Source organism: Virgibacillus salarius (assembly GCF_039521925.1).
Classification (GTDB): Bacteria; Bacillota; Bacilli; order Bacillales; family Amphibacillaceae; genus Virgibacillus; species Virgibacillus salarius.
On the sequence record NZ_BAAACY010000005.1, the window covers coordinates 1 to 16,953 of the forward strand.

Consider the following 16,953-nt stretch of genomic DNA (forward strand, 5'->3'; position numbering starts at 1 on the left):
AATAGCTACTAGAGGAAGCGTAAATCTGAGCATGTAGTGATAAGGACTGAGCGAATTTTGCTCCGTTTTTCTTACAAACAATGTCACGATAACAAGACTTTCTCCACTCGAGATTTTAAGTAATACTTCCAGCTATTCCGAGTTTGCACCATATAGGGGAAATTCGATAATGATAAAGGTCATATTGTCTCAAGTTCGTATTTTTTGTTCATTCACATTCTTAGAAGTATTTGCTATTATTTAGGATATATCCTGAAAGGAGTTGTTGCATATGTGGAAAGACTTTAAAGAATTTGCTTTTAAAGGAAATGTTATCGATTTGGCAGTTGCTGTTGTTATTGGAGCCGCTTTTAGTGCGATCGTTTCCTCACTTGTAGATAATATTATTACGCCATTAATAGGTGTTCTAATGAATGGGGTGGATTTGACCAACTGGAAGTATACTGTAGGAGATGCAGAGATACTATATGGAACATTTATACAATCGATAATCGATTTCTTCATCGTTTCACTATCTATTTTCTTTATTATTCGATTACTTATGAAATTTAAGCGTAAAAAAGAAGAAAAGGTGGTTGAAGAAGCACCTAAAGTAGATCCGCAAGAAGAATTATTGAAGGAAATAAGGGATTTATTGAAGGAACAGAATAAGGGGAAGTAGTGAAGTTAATGCATAAGCCTATAAGCAGAAGTAAACATTCCTTAGACCGTTTGAAATTTGGAGATTGGACGCAGAAATGCGCCTTCAAAGCCATAGAAAATATAAATATAATGGAGGATTTACAACAGTATACGCCATTTCTTTGTGGCACTTTTCCATTAGGGATACATACTGAAGCATCGGATTTAGATATAATCGTAGAAGCGCAAGACTTATCTGCATTTGCGGAAAAAATAAGATCATTATACGGTGGGTTTGACGCATTTTCTATAAAAAGGAAGAAAATTAGAAACCACGCTGTTGTGAAGGCGAATTTTTTATATCAAGATTTTGAATTTGAATTGTTCGGTCAAGCGCAGCCTGTTCATCAGCAATATGCATATCTACACCTGATTATCGAGGATTATTTGTTACAGTCCTTCCCTAGCTTAAAGCCATTAGTTAAAGTATTGAAAGAGAACGGTTTTAATACGGAGGAAGCATTTTGTGAGTTACTAGGTTTAGACGGAAATCCATTTGAGCAATTAATTCATTATGGAAAAAGGATACGGATAATTTAATGAAGCAAGGGAACCTTTCTCTCGTTTTCTCGTATTTACAAGTAAAATATACTGGAAGGAGAAGACTATGAATCCAAAAGCATGGATGCATCTTGAAGGGGCTGCTGTTTTAATGATTAGTATCTTTTTCTATGCAATGTACGATTTCAGTTGGTTTGTTTTTGCCATTTTTTTATTGGTACCTGATATTTCGATGGTTGGATATATGAAAAATACGAAATCGGGTGCTACGCTGTATAATATTTTTCATTCTTATATATTACCAGTGCTCTTAGTCGTTATTGGTTTTCTCTTTTTGTATTCATTCCTTATCATGATAGCTCTTATTTGGATCGCACATATTGGAATGGATCGAATGATCGGTTACGGTCTTAAATATCCAACAGCATTTAAAGACACTCATTTGCAGCGAGTTTGACACGCCATCATTGCAGGAACTTGTTCTTTTTGCTAAAGGGCTTTTTCGAATGGTATTTACTGACATATGTATAGAGGTCGTTAGTTTATAATTAGACAGAGGAACGAATAATTTTGTGTGATTATAGGTGATTGTCTTATACAAACTCTGGTTACTTGCCATAGGTTATTAGTGAACCTATTACAGGAAAGGGGAGTTCTCATGAGGCATCATCATCACGGGTGTGGTTGCCCGCCGAAACAAGTTGTTCATCCAACGAAGTATAACTGTGTAAAACAATGTAGTGAAAATGTAGTAGAACACATTCATCCGTCCCATACAACCGTAAAGAATCATCATACAACCATTAATAAACATGTATTTCCACATTCAACATCTGTACAAAATACACAAGGCAGTGTAGATGTTTATGGTGGTTCATTTAATGTTCCTGCTCCAGGAGACCAAGTAGCAGGAGCGATGGATCCAGGGTACGGCAATGGATATGGAAATGGAAATCAAGTAGCAGGTGCAATGGCACCAGGTATGGGCATGGGGCATGGTTGCCACAAGCCAAAACAGTGGCAAAAACCACATAAATGGTGTTAACTTAGATAAAAGGCTGGCATAATAAGTGTCAGCTTTTTATTATAGTCTAGGAAAATATAAAATTAGCCCATGTGGATAAATATGGGCGCTGGAGCTGCGTCTAGCTCCAGCGCCCAGAAACGAGTCGACTTCACGAATTGACCTAATCTAAGTCATCATCGACTCGCAAGCACCCCGTGATTCCTTTATCTCCGTTGATTGGCTCTAGTTGCTACGTTTCTAATCGGATGCTTGCGTTTTTGTTCTAATAGCAAGGAGGCATATAGATGAAAATTTTAGCAGTCACAGGATATAAACCAATGGAAATAAACATATTTAAAGAAGATGATCCGCGAATCACATATATAAAGGCTGCTATTGTAAAGCGAATTGTCCCACTCATAGAAGAGGGACTAGAATGGATACTCCTATCAGGGCAAATGGGAGTGGAAATATGGACAGCAGAAATCGTGTTAGATTTACAAGAGGATTATGATATAAAACTAGGTATCTTTCCGCCTTTTGAAAATCAAGAAACACGCTGGCCAGAGTCACTTCAGGAAAAATATCAAGCATTAGTGGCTACAGCTGATTTTTACAAGCCTATTTACCAAGGAGATTATAAAGGTTCGTTTCAATTTAAAGCGAAAAATATGTGGTTAGCTGACAAAAGTGATGCCTGTCTTATTTTAATGGATGAGGAATATCCAGGAAGCACTCGTTTCTTTTATGAAGCAGCAAAGCAAGCAATAGATGAAAATTCAATTTTTACCATAACACCTGCTGACTTAGATGATGTAGTTGAAGAAATGCGGATGTCTGATCCTGATTATTGGCAGAATTAAGCAAAGTCGCTGAAGTTCACAACTAAGTCGTCGAAGTTACAAATACACTTCAAGCAACCCGTAAGGGTGGTAAGTGGTGGGAGTAGTTCACTCCTCTTGAATCGTTTTTTAGTAATGAAAGAAGTTAAGAACATAAAGGAGCCTGTCATTTTTAATGATAGCGGACAAGTAATTCGAGTTACCGATGACATGGAACAGGTTCTTAGAAATCCAATCGATCAGATCAACCTGCAGCATCTTTGTCTACTTCGCTGGCTCCGGCAATTTAACCTCCCTTCAATTCCTTTAGAGAAGCTTGTTGTTTATAGCAACGCTAATACAATTTTAAAGAATTTAACCAATAAATCAGCAATTACAAAAATAGTTATCCATAAGGAGAGATTAATAGAGAGAATCGATAAACTTCAAGCACGCTATTCTAAAAAGTGCTTTACAGAGACCGATTTGCTGTATCTATCCTTCCAGTTTATACTCCCGAAGAGATCGATGCTATGCAGATGTATGGAGTACATGCTGATGAATGAAAGGTGTCCTATGCCCAAGCTGTGAACGGAATAAAATGACTTTCTATTATGGCAAGTGGTATTGCTCTAATTGTCATTCGCAGTCAAATGAGGCCCATAAACAAGCACTTGCCGATTATGCTTTATTAATTAATCCATATATTAACAATCGACAAGCGAGAGAATTTCTCCAACTACCGACTTCCCATGTTACAAAACGAATATTACAAAAAGCAAATCTTGACTCAATTGGAGCAACAAGTGGAAGGAGGTATAGATTAGAATATTCGAATCTGTTGCAGGTTCGCTGAAGTTCACAAATATAAAAGCCAAGCATGAAAATAGTTAATCATTTACTTATACAAAGCATAGAATGATATAAATGGAGAAAGGAGAGTGCAGATGCAATACTCTTACAACCCTTATGTCAGACAGCAGCCCACTCCTGAAGCTACAGAGTCAAGGCGAAGACTAACGGTGTATGGAAATGGAAAGGTCTCGGTTGAACCAAATGTCGTTTCAATTCAATTGGCTGTTGTGACGGAAAATCAATCGCTGAGCCAAGCACAACAGGAAAATGCGCAAACGATGAATCAAGTGATTCAATCTTTATTAAACCTAGGAATTTCACAAGAAGATATTCAAACTGCTTCGTATACAATTTCCCCGAAGTATGATTATGAAGATGGAAAACAAATTGACCGAGGCTATCAGGTTAGCAATGCGATACGAGTCATCATAAAGGATTTAAATCAGATTGGAATTGTAATTGATACCGCTGTGCAGCAGGGAGTTAATCGGGTATCCAATATTGTATTTACTACAGATCATCCTCAGGCATTTTATGAGGAGGCGCTTCGTTTTGCCCTTGAGGACGGTGGAAGAAAAGCACGAACCATTGCCGACTCGTTGCAGCTTAATCTAGATCAAATCCCTGTTAAAATTATTGAACAGACAGAATCACCACCAGTTGCTTATAAAACGTTTGCTACAACAGCGGAGAGCTTCGCTACACCGATAGAACCAGGTCAAATAGAGATAGAAGCTGCAGTTGAACTTATTTATCAATATTAAGACTACGCTTTTTCCAGTCTATCTAGGTACATATACTGTGACAACTTTATGAATATTTCAGATAAGGCAGGTACTTTGGTGAATTTGTCGAATACAAATGCATAAGCTATTTATTGGAACATCATCGTAAAAAAGCGATTGGTGGTGAACGTATGGATCAAGATCATGATGAAAAAAATGAACTAAAAGAGAAGCCGAAGTATGCTGATCCTATTGGTGAAATGATTAGGAAGGCGGAAAAGGATGGTCAGTTTGATCATTTACCGGGCAAAGGAAAACCTTTAAAGCTGGGAAAGGATTACATGAATCCAAGTGAAAAACAGTTATACAAAACCATGAAGGATAATCATGTACTTCCGAAGTGGGTTGAATTAGCAAATGAGATTGACACGCTAAAGGAAGAAATTAGCGCTTTAGAAGGTGAAGAAAGAAAAAGAAAAATTAAAACGGTAAACAAAAAAATTAAAGCATACAATTTTGCTTGCCCACCATCCTTGCAACGAAACAAAGTTATAGAATAAGCAATACTGATAAAAGATGGAGGATAGTATATAATCCTGCATCTTTTTTTGTAGTATTATCGAATTCATAATATAATGAATTTAATTATATTAGATGATATGCTTACCTCACTAAATTTACAGATTTAGTTATATGTTGTTTGAAAATGGCTGACTTGAAAAACAGATGAGAATAGAAGTATAAACAGGACAATATAGACGCATTGACAGAAAAAATAGCAAGCATTTTCATTAATGCTTTTTATATAATAGAAAGGAGCGTAATGATGAATTATGTAATCCGCCAACTAGAAGTACGAGATATTGCTTCTGTCCAAGCTGTTGCTAAAGAAAGCTGGCATGCCACGTATGATGGTATTATTCCGTTACCTATTCAGGATAACTTTTTAAATTCTGCCTACAGTGATGAGATGATGAGGCGTCGAATGGATTTTTCAAATCTTTTTGTTGTTGATTTTGATAAAATGATCGTAGGGTTTGCAAATTTTTCGCCTGTATCTGATTCAGGGAAAGTAGAACTTGGAGCTATATATTTGTTGCCAGCATACCAAGGCATTGGACTCGGAACTGCTCTATTAACTCATGGAATTGACTATTTACGAGGGGCAAGAGAAATATATATTAATGTCGAAAAGGATAATGACATTGGAAAGCGATTTTATCGATCCAAAGGGTTCGAGGTTATCGAGGAGTTCACGGAGAATTTTGACGGACACGAGCTACAAACCATCCGTATGATGTTGAAGCTGGGTAAATAGCTAACAATCTAGTAAATTAGGAATAGATACAGTATTTAATAGGCAATAAGGAAAGTTTGATAGGTAGATATATGCGAAAAATAGTAGTTGGACTATGGTACATATATGCTTGTTAATAAGTTTATTGGATATAATGGGAAGCTATACCATGCAATCCTGTGGCTGAGAGCACTATGTTTTCTGGAAGTATTTAAGTTTAGCTAATCGGAAAAAATGGGAGCGTACCTTATGCAAAAAAATATTGTGATTTGGGATGTCATTTGCTATCTAGTATTTCCATTATTTATTTGGAATTTTATGAGAGATACAATCGGAGATTACACAGCGATGCTAATATCGACGATTCCAGGAATTATTTATTCGTTTATTCGCTTTTTTAGAGTTAAACAGGTTAATATCTTTGGTGCCTTTATGATTCTGACACTTATAGCAAGTACTTTAGTAAATGTGCTGGCAGGATCGGCATTGCAGATGCTTTGGAATAATGTCTACTATGCCTTTGCGATGGCAGTTTTTTTCCTATTTACTATATTAATAAAAAGGCCACTCTTTCTATTGTTTACATTAGATTTTGTGGAATTGCAGGGATACAGTAGGCAAAAAATGAAGGCGATTTTTAATGAGCGGAAATATTTTCTCGTGTTCAATCTGATTACACTGGGTTTTGCAGCAAGAGAAATTATCTTGGCTTTTATAAAAATTAAGCTTATTTCGGTTTATGGTGTAGATGCCTTTGATAAAGGTCTGATTATACGGAATGTTCTTAGCTGGGGAATTACAGCCATATGCGTTATTGGCTTTATTTATATTTCAAAGATGCTTCAAGCAAATGAGACAAGTAGATTATCGAAAAATAGGGAACGTGAAGTGTTTTAACGTATGAAAGCTAATTCCAAGTAATACATAAAAAGGTGATACGATGAAAATAAGAAAGGCAATTATGGCGGATGCAGCTAAAATAGCCTACGTACATGTGGAAAGCTGGAAATCCACTTATAAAGGAATTATTCCGGATGCTTATATACAAAAGCAGACTTATGAGAGGCGAACTAATCTTTGGAACGATAATCTTAGAAATCAGACCGTGTTTATAGCGGAAGATCATGCTGGAAATATTGTAGGTTTTGCAGTTGGTGGTCAAGAACGAACGAATGACTACCCTGGTTATCAAGGGGAGCTGTATGCGATTTATTTATTAAAGAACTATCAAGGAATAGGTATCGGTAGACGTTTATTTCGTTCTGTCACACAACAATTGAGGAGAGATGGCTTCCGGTCTATGCTTGTATTAGTGTTAGCTGATAATAATGCACGCTATTTTTATGAAACAATGGGCGCCAAGCGAATAGATGCAAAAGAGATTATGATCGCTGAAAAGAAACTTACAGAATATGTATATGGATGGCATCAATTATAACAACAAAACAAGGAGTGCATAAATAAATGGAATTTCATGATTTTTTTGCAGCACAAATAAGAATAGCTAGACCAACGGATAAATTTGATGAAGTTATCGAGTTTTATGAAAAAGGTATAGGATTAAAGCGAATTACCGAATTTACTGGTCATCGTGGGTATACAGGTGTCATATTAGGTCTTCCAGAGATTACGTACCAACTTGAATTCACAAAACATGTGGATGGTAGTCCTTGTCCTGCACCCACCAAAGATAATTTACTAGTCTTTTATATTCCCGTCCAAAAGGAAATTATTTCTATAGTTAAACGGCTACAGGATATGGGATGCTACGAAGTAGATCCAGAGAATGGTTATTGGAAAGAGAAAGGTATCACTATTGAAGATCCGGATGGATGGAGAGTTGTATTGATGAATACAAATGGTATTTAGGAATAGTCCCTTCAAAAATAGAATAATGAGAATGGAGAAAACGAATGAAAATAACAGAGCTAAGAGATAAGAAACAGGCACCGAGACATTTGCTATTACTAGCAGATCCGTCAGAAGAATTAATTGAAGCTTATCTTATCAAGGGGAAATGTTTTATTGCCGAAGAAGCAGGAGAGGTAATTGGAGTGTATGTCCTGATGGCGAAGCGTATGGATACGGCAGAACTGATGAATATTGCTATTGATGAACGATTTCAAGGGAAAGGATTTGGTAAAAAATTGGTCTTACATGCCATTGAAACAGCGCAACTAAACGGTTTTCATGGTATCGAAGTAGGTACAGGTAATTCCAGTATAGGGCAGCTTGCCCTGTATCAGAAATGTGGTTTTCGTATTACAGGTATCGAGCAAGATTTCTTCACAAAACATTATCCTACTGAAATTATTGAAAATGGAATTGTTTGTAGAGATATGCTTCGACTTTCATTGCGATTAAATAATTAGATTGAACCAGTTTATATGATTAAGGAGGCAGTTATGAAAACTATTGGATTAATTGGTGGCATGAGTTGGGAATCTACAGCATTGTATTATCGCATCATTAATGAAGAAGTAAATAAGCGCTTGGGTGAATTACATTCTGCAAAATGCTTGTTGTATAGTGTGGACTTCCAAGAAATTGAGAGTTGCCAAGCTACTAGTGATTGGGAGAAGGCGGGAGAGATACTAAGTAAAAGTGCACATGCTTTAGAAAAAGCAGGAGCCGACTTCCTAATTATTTGTACGAATACGATGCATAAGGTAGTACCAGCCATTGAAGCAACTACTCATATACCAATCTTACATATTGCTAACTCAGCAGCAGAGCAAATCAAACAACGTAATTGCAATAAAGTAGGATTATTAGGAACGAATTATACGATGGAACAAAATTTCTATATATCTCGTTTACGTGAACAAGGAATTCAAGTTATTATCCCGAAGCCGGATGAAAGAGAGCGGGTCAATGCCATTATTTTTAATGAATTGTGTTTAGGAGAAATTAAAGATGCTTCTAGAACCTATTATAAAGAAGTTATACAAGGGATGATTGACCAAGGAGCTGAAGGGATTATATTAGGATGTACAGAAATTGGCTTGCTCATCGGTCAAGATGATGCGCAAGTTCCGTTGTTTGATACAGCAAAAATACATGCAATAGCAGCAGTTAATAAAGCATTAACTAAGGGGGAAGAAGCATAGTGAAGGGGAAATTATCTCGTGTAGGGACCACCTATCTGCCTGTTAAAGACGTGGAAGAATCAACAACGTGGTATGCAGAACACTTAGGAGCTAAAGTGAATTATAAAGATAATGATAAAGCAATTCTACAATTTGTTGATCAAAGTTTTTTTCTTGTTAAATCACCATTAGGTGAATCAGCTAACTTTACAGATAGTTATGGGAACGAATGTTTTTCCGTTACCTTTGAAGTGAATGGTGTAGAAGCGTTAGCGAACTTGCATCAAGATTTTAAAGGCAGAGATATTAACGTGGGCAAAATAGAAGATCGGGGACATGCTGGAAGAAATTTTGTGTTTTATGATCCAAATGGAAACAAATTTGATGTATGGAGTGAGTTAAGCCCAACATTTAGGGCATTACACCATCAGAAATAAAAACAATTATTAAGATTCACCAGTTATACCCTGTTCTGAATTAGATTGTAAAACATCTGTAGTGCCTAACTGTAGAATTAGGAGTGATGATGTGGGTTCACGAATGATGCACTTAATTATTGCAAATGAAATCGCTAAGCAACTATCGTTACGAAACAAGCATGCCTTTTTATTAGGAGGGATTGCTGCAGATGCAAAACATCCTAAGGATCAATCACATTATTATCAAGGTAATATTGAAGATTTTTCGAGAGTCATAGCATGGAACGATTTTTATCAAACATATAAAGAGGATACTTCTGATTATATTAAGGGATATTATTCTCATCTTATAGCAGATGATCTATGGTTACATGGATTTTATTTCGCATGGTTGAAAAATAGAATGGAAGTAAACAAACAGTTATTTGAAAGGTATCATCAGGATTTTCGTCTGCTTAATGGGATGCTAATTCAACATTATAATGTTTCGACTCAAATTATAGATGAATTAGAATATGGCTTAGAAACGGGTTCGATTGTAGAGGTAAGTAAAAATGAACTTCGTGCATTACTGAGAATGGTAAAGGAAGATTTTCAATCTGCCCACAAGCGATCGGACATAATATTGAAAGTATTTACATTTGAGCAAATCATTGGGTATATTGAAACTTCTGTTGAAAAGGGAAAAATGAAGATACAAGAGCTATTTATGTCATATCCCTGCTGAGGAAAGTGGTGAGGCACTTCGTAAAATGAATGGGAGGAGGAAGGTTGTGAAAATTAAAAACTAACGCTATGTGAGGCGATTTTAAATGGAGCATTTTTACTGGTGTTGATTCAGAGCATGTTTTTTGGAACCTTAATAAGCGGGTGATCGTGTGAATTGGAGCAAAGGAAAGTTAGGTGTTCGTTCCTTAAAAGCTAAAGAAAGTTTTAATAAAAAAATGGCTGACAGATCCAAAAATATTAGAATTCTACGAAGGGCGAGATAAACCTTATAGCTTGGACAGGGTAAATGCGGATTTTTATGATCACAATCCAGAAATAGATCGTTCCATTGTAATCTACAAAGATTCGCCGATTGGGTATATTCAGATTTACCCAATTAATGAACAGACGAGTGCACTGACGGAGTATATGTCAAAAGGTAATGTGTTTGGTATGGATCAGTTCATAGGCGAGGTACATTGTTGGAATAAAGGGATAGGTACACTCCTAGTAACAACAATGGTGCAACATTTATTAAAAGAAAAAGGAGCAAATAAGATTATAATGGATCCGCAAGTTACGAATATTAGAGCATTGAGGTGCTATGAAAAAGCTGGTTTTAAAAAAATAAGAAAGCTATTGAATTTCGAATTTCATGAAGGAGCGTATCGCGATTGTTGGCTGCTTGAATTTAATAAGAATAACGAATAATCGTGGAATGCATATGGTTATAGATTGCTTTTTGTTGAAGGCCGAAGAAAGTAGCTAATAATCAAAGTCCTAATAATATGGAGGTTAGCTGATTGACATGCTCCTTTGTTATGATGATTAATACGTTGATATATGCATCATGTTAATTTCTCAAGAAAGGCGATGAGAGGTTGTGAGAAATCGCGGTTCAGTCGTATTGCTTGAAAATAATCAAGTAGCCCTAATAAGGAGAAGGGTAGACAAACTGGAGTATTATGTTTTTCCTGGTGGAGGAATTGAAGCGAATGAAACTCCAGAAGAGGCTGCGAAAAGAGAAGCTTTAGAAGAACTAGGTGTTGTAGTTTCGATTACCAGCTGTCTGGGCATTCTTTCATACCATGGTGATCAGTATTTCTTTCTGGCTCGTATTGTTTCTGGAAGGTTTGGCACCGGAATGGGAGAAGAATTTTGTAATAAAACAACTGGTAGAGGCACTTATCATCCAGTATGGATTGATATTCCTCAGTTAATGAATATAGATGTAAAACCGAAGGAAATGGCGGAATTATTAATAGAAAAGTGTAATGAACTACATGTATGATTCAAGGGAGAATGAAATGAAGATTCAGCTAACTGAACAAAAAACGATAGCAATACGTATGTATCGAAAAAATGATTTTTCTTCTATTCAGCTCTTAAATCAAGAAGAGGATTGGAATAACCTAGTGCAGAATGAAGGAACAACGAGAGCAGCCTGGGATCATTCCAATGTCCGTTATGTTTTAGAAGATGAAGAAAGGATTATAGGCTATGTAAGAGGTTTGACGGATGAAAATGTTACATTATATATTTGTGAACTGCTTATCGCTAAAGACTATCGCGGTATAGGTTTAGGAAGACAGTTACTGGATTATGTACGCCAGATGTATCCGAAAACAAGGGTTGATCTATTAGCAAGCAGTAGTTCCTTTACGTACTATGAAAAACATCACTACCGCCCGTTCTATGGATTTAGAAAAACTTGGGAAGAAGGATAAATGGCCAAAAGGAGAGACGGATAGTGGGATACATTGAAACGTTAAGAGAATTAGTAGGGCATCGACCGCTAATATTTGTTGGAGCTGTTGCTATCATTTTAGATGAAGAAAATAGAATATTGCTACAACAACGCAAATTCCCTAATGGTTCATGGGGGATTCCGGGTGGATTAATGGAATTAGGTGAATCCACGGAAGAAGTTGCCTGTAGAGAAGTTTTTGAAGAAACAGGTTTACAAATAGATAGTCTAGCTTTATTAAATGTCTATTCTGGAAAGGAACATTTTATTAGAGCAGAAAATGGTGATGAATTTTATGTCGTCACCGTCGCTTATTATACAAAGAGCTTTTACGGCAACTTGCAGATGGATGAAAAGGAATCGATATCTTTGCAATTTTTTAACGCAAGTAATTTACCTACTATTCTTGTAAAGAGTCATCAAGCAATTTTGGATGAATTTATCAGTACATATAACTGGCAATAAGACCCCACTTTAAGCAAAAAGTAAAACCAATATTGGTAAGTGTGGGATCTACTGCTAGTAAATGACCGATTGGTTCAGAGGCTTTAGGTCATACCCCTGTAGTACTAAACATCATTGGAGGATAAACAAAACTTCCACTGATTGAAGTGTCACTTTAGTACTGCTAGTAATAATTCATCAGAACCGTACGTGCTTCGTCATTGTAACTTGCGTACAGGCTTTAATAACAAAGGTCTATCAGAATATCAACGATTCCTTTATCTATTTCAGGTTCGTTCGGTGAAGGAGAGCCTTTTTTGATATGGAAGTAATACTGGTAATGCCCTAAAGTGACGGGATGAAGTGACCTCGAAAAGTCGGACTTTTCCTGTGGAGAGCATGTGGTTTACTTCCTAGTAGAACATAAAGAAAGCTTGTAAAGAAACAAAGCGTTTCTCTACAAGCTAAGATTGGTATTCACAACAGTTTTTAGGATTCGTTTGTGGCAGTATCTGGATGATTATCATGATTTGCTGTCCGTTTCATCATCATTTCTTGTTGTTCTTTTTGATTTTGACTGGTATCGACCCGTTTCATAAAGAGCGCTAAAATTAACGCTCCTGCAGCGATGATTGTAGAAATGAGGAATGTAAAGTTAATTCCGTTTAACATGGCATTATTTGCAATTTGCGCCTGCATTTCAGCCATCGCTTGTTCTGAAGCCATAGTACTTGGATCGATGTTTGCCATTGCTTCTTTTCCTAATTCTGCTGCCTTTGTTTCTGTTCGGTTGTTCATAACGGTAATAAGTAATGCAGAACCGATTGCTCCAGATACTTGCTGTAACGTATTGTTCATAGCAGTTCCATGTGGGTTATCCTTCATTGGTAACTGGTTTAATCCATTTGTCATTACTGGCATCATCACCATGGACATTCCGAACATGCGAAGGGTGTAAAGGAGCATAATTGTTCCATAAGCTGTTTCCATATTCAATTTACTAAAGAAATACGTTGTGCTAATCGTAATGAATAAACCAAAAATAGCCAATAGCTTTGGTCCATATTTATCAAATAAACGCCCTGTTATTGGCGACATTACCCCCATCACCAAAGCACCTGGGAGCATGAGCAGTCCAGATTCGAATGGGGAAATACCTCTTATCGTTTGTACATAAATAGGCATTAAAATCATAGCTGAGAACATCGCTATTGCAAGCACGATGGAAATAGCAGAGGATAATGCAAACATTGGGTATTTAAAAATCCGGAATTCGAGCATTGGATCATCCATACGAAGCTGACGCATGATCAAACCGGTAACAGAAATTACCCCCACAATAATCGTTCCATACACAAGAGGATCATCCCAGCCATTTTCTCCAGCTGTACTGAATCCGTACAATAGTCCTCCAAAACCTAAACTTGATAGAATAATAGATAGGACGTCAAGTTTAATATCACGTTGTGGCGTAATATTTTTCAATTTAAAAATGGCATATACGAGTGTAAATACTGCGATCGGTAAAACAATATAAAATAAAGTTCTCCAGCTGTAATGTTCAATTACCCAGCCAGATAATGTTGGACCAATGGCAGGCGCGACAATCATAACAAGTCCAAAGGTACCCATGGCTGTTCCGCGTTTTTCAACAGGAAACGCTGTTAACATCACATTCATTAATAGTGGCATCATAACAGCTGAACCAGAGGCTTGAATCATTCTTGCTACAAGTAGTACTCCGAAAGACGGTGCTAAACTTGCTAAGAATGTACCAGCTGTAAATAGAAACATTGCAGTGATAAACAGATTTTTGTTGGTAAAGCGTTGAATAAAGAATGCACTAGCTGGTATGAGAATGCCATTTACTAGCATATATCCGGTAGACAGCCATTGTACTGCCGACGGACTCACATCAAACTCTGTCATAATGGAAGGTAAGGCTATATTTAACAATGTTTCATTTAATATGGCAACGAATGCACCAACAAATAATATGGCAATCATCCCATAGGGTGGTTTTTGTTCAGGAGAATGTGTTTCCAATTCTTCATTCCTTCTTTCTTCAATGATAATAAATGGTGGTTGATTTAATACTTACTCATTTTATACCTACAGTACAATAAAATCAATATGTTTATTTTCAACTATTTTAAAATAGTATCATGTCAGTGTTTAATGGTGTTTTAATAATTGTACTTCGATTATAAAATGATGTTTCGTCTATGTGGATTTCGACGTTCTAAAATAAATAAATGAAAAAAACTAACTTTGTTTAATAATTCAATAAAAAAGGAAATATAAGATGTAGAACAAAAAATGGAGGAATATAATGAAAAAGCTAATTCGAAAATTAATTAAATATGGACCAATTATTTATCCGGTAATAAGAAAATACATGAATAAAAGAAAAACAAAAAAGTCAAGTCACGATTAAAAGTAAGTGAAGGTGGTTATAAAAGGATGGGCGTGGGACAACTGTATTTCATCATAATCCGAACAATTTCCATGCAGGTTGTATGGGTCATACCATGAGCAAGAAATAAAAAGGCTATCCATGTTAATACGTCGCCTAACCTGGAGACCCTACCTCCTAGCAAGTAAAATCTTAATTTATGATTCTTAAACAATGTAAACATGGTGCACTCCTAAAAACCACCTAAGGACATTAGCTGGTAAAGGTCTCCTGAAAAATTGCTAAAAAAGGTGCAATTTGTTATTAGGGTATTGACATTTTGAGGTTTAGAAACAGATTTCTTGATGTTTCCGCTTATTTTTGATAACAATGAATAGTGCAATTAACTCAAAACTACAGGAGGAATACGATATGAAAATTGTTGCAATGGTTGGTAGTAATCGCCAAGACTCATACAACATGAAGCTAACTCGCTTTTTACAAAAAAGGTATACGAATAAAGTTGAAATTGAAATTTTGCCAATTGATCAACTTCCTTTCTATAATCAGGACGAGGAATTTAACCCGCCTACAATTGTAAAAGAGATTAAAGATAAAATTCTGCTAAGTGATGGTATTCTTATCGCTACACCAGAATATAATGGTTCGATTTCTGGCATGTTAAAGAATGCTTTGGACTGGTTTTCTCGTGTAGACCAAGTAATGGTGAAGAAGCCTGTTATGATTGTAGGAGCTTCTATGGGCGCAATGGGAACGATTCGAGCACAAATGCAGCTTCGTCAGATTTTAAATGCACCTGGTATTGGAGCACTTACATTACCTGGAAACGAAGTGTTCATAGGATCAATCCAAAATAAAATGGACGAGCAAGGTAATCTTACCGATGAACCTACAATTGAGTTCGTGGATTCTGTTATAGACAACTTTGTGGATTGGACAGAAAAAACAAAAGTTTTTAGCTAATTACTTACTATTTGAAACTTGCTTTCAAGAGAATACTCTTGAAAGCAAGTTTTTTTAAAAAAGATAAGAAAGTATAAAATTTCTAATCGGGCGCTTGCGCTTTTCCTTAGGAAAAATACTGACATTTACCTCCTCCAAAAATGAGGCAAGCATTGAATTCATATAAATGAGATAATTAATTAAACGTATTAGCCTCCTCTTAAGCTGGTTGACACTCTGTCATGATAGGAGACAACAGGAGTGGACGAATGTATAGTTTGTTTGGTGAGGTGCGAATTTGCTTAAACATGCGTTGAAAGAGAGGGATGACGTTGACAATTAATGGTATTAATCATTTGCTTTTTTCAGTATCGGATTTAGGTAGGTCTATTAGCTTTTATGAACAGGTCTTTCAAGCAAAGCTTCTAGTGAGGGGGAAGCGTACAGCATATTTTGATTTAAACGGTCTATGGCTGGCTCTAAATGAAGAAATAGGAATTCCTCGTACGGAAATTCATCATTCCTATACACATATCGCTTTTTCTATTGAGGAAAAGGATTTTTTAAGTGTTTATCAAAGATTAAAGAGCCTAGGTGTAACTATTCTAAATGGAAGAAAAAGAGATATACGTGATCAACAATCCATTTATTTTACTGATCCAGATGGTCATAAGTTTGAATTCCATACAGGTACGCTTGCGGATCGATTAGACTATTATAGGGATGAAAAGCAGTATATGGAATTCTTTGATTGACAAGAGGCGTTGTGAGGGGAATACTAAGTTTTGGCTTATGAGAAGTTAAAAGCGTAACTTTGGACAGGGGTGTATATATTAGGAGCTGACTTTTAAACGTTAGATCAGCTCCTAGCTTTTTTTATAAGTTAAGAAAGTATAAAATCAGTGCAATGACTGCGTTAAGCGAAGTAGTTATTTTGAAATGTTTGATGTATATTGGCAATGCTCCGACGAATTACTTCGCTTTCCGCGGACACGGCCTCAACTAACTTTGCAAAGAAGAACACGTTGCAAAGTGGATTTTCGGCTCGCCGCTAATCCCGCAGGAGTCTACGTAATTCGTCTCCGCTATGAGAAGGTGCAACAATTCTTGTCATAAGTAATAGTTGACTTTTTTACAATGGATAAAGTGAAAATCGCTATCCGTGAGTATAAAAGCAGCTATGTTACTTCATGCTAGCGTTGTAGAGCCTGATAATAGCGAAGGTCAGCCACTTCAACTCCTGTGGGAAATGTTTGACCTGAAGATCCACTTTTTTGAGCGGGTTTTGCTAAAAAAGTTAGC

The 16,953-nt window shown here is 36.4% G+C and carries 23 protein-coding genes; 22 read left to right on the forward strand and 1 reads right to left on the reverse strand.

From position 1 onward, the window contains the following. The first annotated feature begins 271 nt into the window (after positions 1-271). From mscL to ABDZ84_RS00410, 20 genes are all read left to right on the forward strand, one after another. A complete protein-coding gene (gene mscL / locus ABDZ84_RS00315; protein WP_026682044.1) occupies positions 272-661 on the forward strand; it encodes a large conductance mechanosensitive channel protein MscL in 390 nt (129 codons plus the stop codon). A gap of 8 nt (positions 662-669) precedes the next feature. Then, the gene (locus tag ABDZ84_RS00320) at positions 670-1,221 is read left to right on the forward strand and encodes a DUF4269 domain-containing protein (RefSeq protein ID WP_034679333.1); all 552 of its coding nucleotides are present in this window, start codon (positions 670-672) and stop codon (positions 1,219-1,221) included. 67 nt (positions 1,222-1,288) lie between these two features. Continuing rightward, on the forward strand, positions 1,289-1,639 hold the full coding sequence (locus tag ABDZ84_RS00325; RefSeq protein WP_026682046.1) for a DUF4260 domain-containing protein: 351 nt from the start codon (positions 1,289-1,291) through the stop codon (positions 1,637-1,639). Between the two features lie 201 nt (positions 1,640-1,840). After that, positions 1,841-2,227, forward strand: coding sequence for a spore coat protein (locus tag ABDZ84_RS00330; protein WP_121604778.1), 387 nt, complete (start codon positions 1,841-1,843; stop codon positions 2,225-2,227). Between the two features lie 266 nt (positions 2,228-2,493). After that, positions 2,494-3,051 (forward strand): SLOG family protein, encoded by a 558-nt coding sequence (locus tag ABDZ84_RS00335; protein ID WP_026682048.1) that lies wholly within the window; start codon positions 2,494-2,496, stop codon positions 3,049-3,051. Positions 3,052-3,571: 520 nt separating this feature from the next. After that, the gene (locus ABDZ84_RS00340) at positions 3,572-3,865 is read left to right on the forward strand and encodes a hypothetical protein (RefSeq protein WP_152525436.1); all 294 of its coding nucleotides are present in this window, start codon (positions 3,572-3,574) and stop codon (positions 3,863-3,865) included. A gap of 91 nt (positions 3,866-3,956) precedes the next feature. Further along, positions 3,957-4,628, forward strand: a complete 672-nt coding sequence (locus tag ABDZ84_RS00345; RefSeq protein WP_026682050.1) for an SIMPL domain-containing protein — start codon at positions 3,957-3,959, stop codon at positions 4,626-4,628. 152 nt (positions 4,629-4,780) lie between these two features. Continuing rightward, the gene (locus ABDZ84_RS00350; RefSeq protein WP_026682051.1) at positions 4,781-5,149 is read left to right on the forward strand and encodes a DnaJ family domain-containing protein; all 369 of its coding nucleotides are present in this window, start codon (positions 4,781-4,783) and stop codon (positions 5,147-5,149) included. A 266-nt stretch (positions 5,150-5,415) separates the two neighbouring features. Beyond that, a complete protein-coding gene (locus ABDZ84_RS00355; protein ID WP_026682052.1) occupies positions 5,416-5,907 on the forward strand; it encodes a GNAT family N-acetyltransferase in 492 nt (163 codons plus the stop codon). Positions 5,908-6,135: 228 nt separating this feature from the next. Next, positions 6,136-6,783, forward strand: a complete 648-nt coding sequence (locus ABDZ84_RS00360; protein ID WP_034679329.1) for a VC0807 family protein — start codon at positions 6,136-6,138, stop codon at positions 6,781-6,783. A 43-nt stretch (positions 6,784-6,826) separates the two neighbouring features. Then, positions 6,827-7,324 (forward strand): GNAT family N-acetyltransferase, encoded by a 498-nt coding sequence (locus tag ABDZ84_RS00365; RefSeq protein ID WP_026682053.1) that lies wholly within the window; start codon positions 6,827-6,829, stop codon positions 7,322-7,324. 26 nt (positions 7,325-7,350) lie between these two features. After that, the gene (locus tag ABDZ84_RS00370; RefSeq protein ID WP_026682054.1) at positions 7,351-7,755 is read left to right on the forward strand and encodes a VOC family protein; all 405 of its coding nucleotides are present in this window, start codon (positions 7,351-7,353) and stop codon (positions 7,753-7,755) included. A 44-nt stretch (positions 7,756-7,799) separates the two neighbouring features. Then, positions 7,800-8,258: a GNAT family N-acetyltransferase gene (locus ABDZ84_RS00375; protein ID WP_026682055.1), complete on the forward strand. Its 459-nt coding sequence runs from the start codon at positions 7,800-7,802 to the stop codon at positions 8,256-8,258. Between the two features lie 33 nt (positions 8,259-8,291). Continuing rightward, positions 8,292-8,996 (forward strand): aspartate/glutamate racemase family protein, encoded by a 705-nt coding sequence (locus tag ABDZ84_RS00380; RefSeq protein WP_026682056.1) that lies wholly within the window; start codon positions 8,292-8,294, stop codon positions 8,994-8,996. Next, positions 8,996-9,412 carry a VOC family protein gene (locus tag ABDZ84_RS00385; RefSeq protein WP_026682057.1) on the forward strand — a complete coding sequence of 139 codons (417 nt, stop codon included), beginning with the start codon at positions 8,996-8,998 and terminating at the stop codon, positions 9,410-9,412. The genes ABDZ84_RS00380 and ABDZ84_RS00385 overlap by 1 nt, the downstream gene beginning before the upstream one ends. A 91-nt stretch (positions 9,413-9,503) precedes the next feature. Continuing rightward, positions 9,504-10,121 carry a zinc dependent phospholipase C family protein gene (locus ABDZ84_RS00390; RefSeq protein ID WP_026682058.1) on the forward strand — a complete coding sequence of 206 codons (618 nt, stop codon included), beginning with the start codon at positions 9,504-9,506 and terminating at the stop codon, positions 10,119-10,121. A 236-nt stretch (positions 10,122-10,357) separates the two neighbouring features. Continuing rightward, positions 10,358-10,813, forward strand: a complete 456-nt coding sequence (locus ABDZ84_RS00395) for an acetyltransferase (RefSeq protein WP_258469800.1) — start codon at positions 10,358-10,360, stop codon at positions 10,811-10,813. Between the two features lie 172 nt (positions 10,814-10,985). Then, entirely contained in the window at positions 10,986-11,393 is a 408-nt protein-coding gene (locus tag ABDZ84_RS00400; RefSeq protein WP_026682059.1) for an NUDIX hydrolase, read from the forward strand. Between the two features lie 16 nt (positions 11,394-11,409). Next, positions 11,410-11,829 (forward strand): GNAT family N-acetyltransferase, encoded by a 420-nt coding sequence (locus tag ABDZ84_RS00405; protein ID WP_034679331.1) that lies wholly within the window; start codon positions 11,410-11,412, stop codon positions 11,827-11,829. A gap of 23 nt (positions 11,830-11,852) precedes the next feature. Then, positions 11,853-12,314, forward strand: coding sequence for an NUDIX hydrolase (locus ABDZ84_RS00410; protein ID WP_026682061.1), 462 nt, complete (start codon positions 11,853-11,855; stop codon positions 12,312-12,314). A gap of 468 nt (positions 12,315-12,782) precedes the next feature. Here the strand turns inward: ABDZ84_RS00410 and ABDZ84_RS00415 are convergent, their stop codons facing one another. After that, entirely contained in the window at positions 12,783-14,300 is a 1,518-nt protein-coding gene (locus ABDZ84_RS00415; protein ID WP_051388366.1) for a DHA2 family efflux MFS transporter permease subunit, read from the reverse strand. An 820-nt stretch (positions 14,301-15,120) separates the two neighbouring features. Here ABDZ84_RS00415 and ABDZ84_RS00425 point away from each other — a divergent pair. Both ABDZ84_RS00425 and fosB read left to right on the forward strand, forming a co-directional pair. Continuing rightward, positions 15,121-15,672 (forward strand): NADPH-dependent FMN reductase, encoded by a 552-nt coding sequence (locus tag ABDZ84_RS00425; RefSeq protein WP_026682062.1) that lies wholly within the window; start codon positions 15,121-15,123, stop codon positions 15,670-15,672. A 305-nt stretch (positions 15,673-15,977) separates the two neighbouring features. After that, positions 15,978-16,406, forward strand: a complete 429-nt coding sequence (fosB, locus tag ABDZ84_RS00430) for a metallothiol transferase FosB (RefSeq protein WP_371413947.1) — start codon at positions 15,978-15,980, stop codon at positions 16,404-16,406. The last annotated feature ends 547 nt before the right edge of the window (positions 16,407-16,953 follow it).

Bases quoted from the DNA above. Each gene is read 5' to 3' on its own strand.
- ABDZ84_RS00370 (WP_026682054.1), top strand. From the start codon at position 7,351: ATGGAATTTCATGATTTTTTTGCAGCACAAATAAGAATAGCTAGACCA.
- ABDZ84_RS00365 (WP_026682053.1), top strand. From the start codon at position 6,827: ATGAAAATAAGAAAGGCAATTATGGCGGATGCAGCTAAAATAGCCTAC.
- ABDZ84_RS00320 (WP_034679333.1), top strand. From the start codon at position 670: ATGCATAAGCCTATAAGCAGAAGTAAACATTCCTTAGACCGTTTGAAA.
- ABDZ84_RS00350 (WP_026682051.1), top strand. From the start codon at position 4,781: ATGGATCAAGATCATGATGAAAAAAATGAACTAAAAGAGAAGCCGAAG.
- ABDZ84_RS00345 (WP_026682050.1), top strand. From the start codon at position 3,957: ATGCAATACTCTTACAACCCTTATGTCAGACAGCAGCCCACTCCTGAA.
- ABDZ84_RS00330 (WP_121604778.1), top strand. From the start codon at position 1,841: ATGAGGCATCATCATCACGGGTGTGGTTGCCCGCCGAAACAAGTTGTT.
- ABDZ84_RS00425 (WP_026682062.1), top strand. From the start codon at position 15,121: ATGAAAATTGTTGCAATGGTTGGTAGTAATCGCCAAGACTCATACAAC.
- ABDZ84_RS00340 (WP_152525436.1), top strand. From the start codon at position 3,572: ATGAAAGGTGTCCTATGCCCAAGCTGTGAACGGAATAAAATGACTTTC.
- ABDZ84_RS00360 (WP_034679329.1), top strand. From the start codon at position 6,136: ATGCAAAAAAATATTGTGATTTGGGATGTCATTTGCTATCTAGTATTT.
- ABDZ84_RS00355 (WP_026682052.1), top strand. From the start codon at position 5,416: ATGAATTATGTAATCCGCCAACTAGAAGTACGAGATATTGCTTCTGTC.
- ABDZ84_RS00325 (WP_026682046.1), top strand. From the start codon at position 1,289: ATGAATCCAAAAGCATGGATGCATCTTGAAGGGGCTGCTGTTTTAATG.
- ABDZ84_RS00415 (WP_051388366.1), bottom strand. From the start codon at position 14,300: ATGATTGCCATATTATTTGTTGGTGCATTCGTTGCCATATTAAATGAA.
- fosB (WP_371413947.1), top strand. From the start codon at position 15,978: ATGACGTTGACAATTAATGGTATTAATCATTTGCTTTTTTCAGTATCG.
- ABDZ84_RS00335 (WP_026682048.1), top strand. From the start codon at position 2,494: ATGAAAATTTTAGCAGTCACAGGATATAAACCAATGGAAATAAACATA.
- mscL (WP_026682044.1), top strand. From the start codon at position 272: ATGTGGAAAGACTTTAAAGAATTTGCTTTTAAAGGAAATGTTATCGAT.
- ABDZ84_RS00380 (WP_026682056.1), top strand. From the start codon at position 8,292: ATGAAAACTATTGGATTAATTGGTGGCATGAGTTGGGAATCTACAGCA.
- ABDZ84_RS00375 (WP_026682055.1), top strand. From the start codon at position 7,800: ATGAAAATAACAGAGCTAAGAGATAAGAAACAGGCACCGAGACATTTG.
- ABDZ84_RS00405 (WP_034679331.1), top strand. From the start codon at position 11,410: ATGAAGATTCAGCTAACTGAACAAAAAACGATAGCAATACGTATGTAT.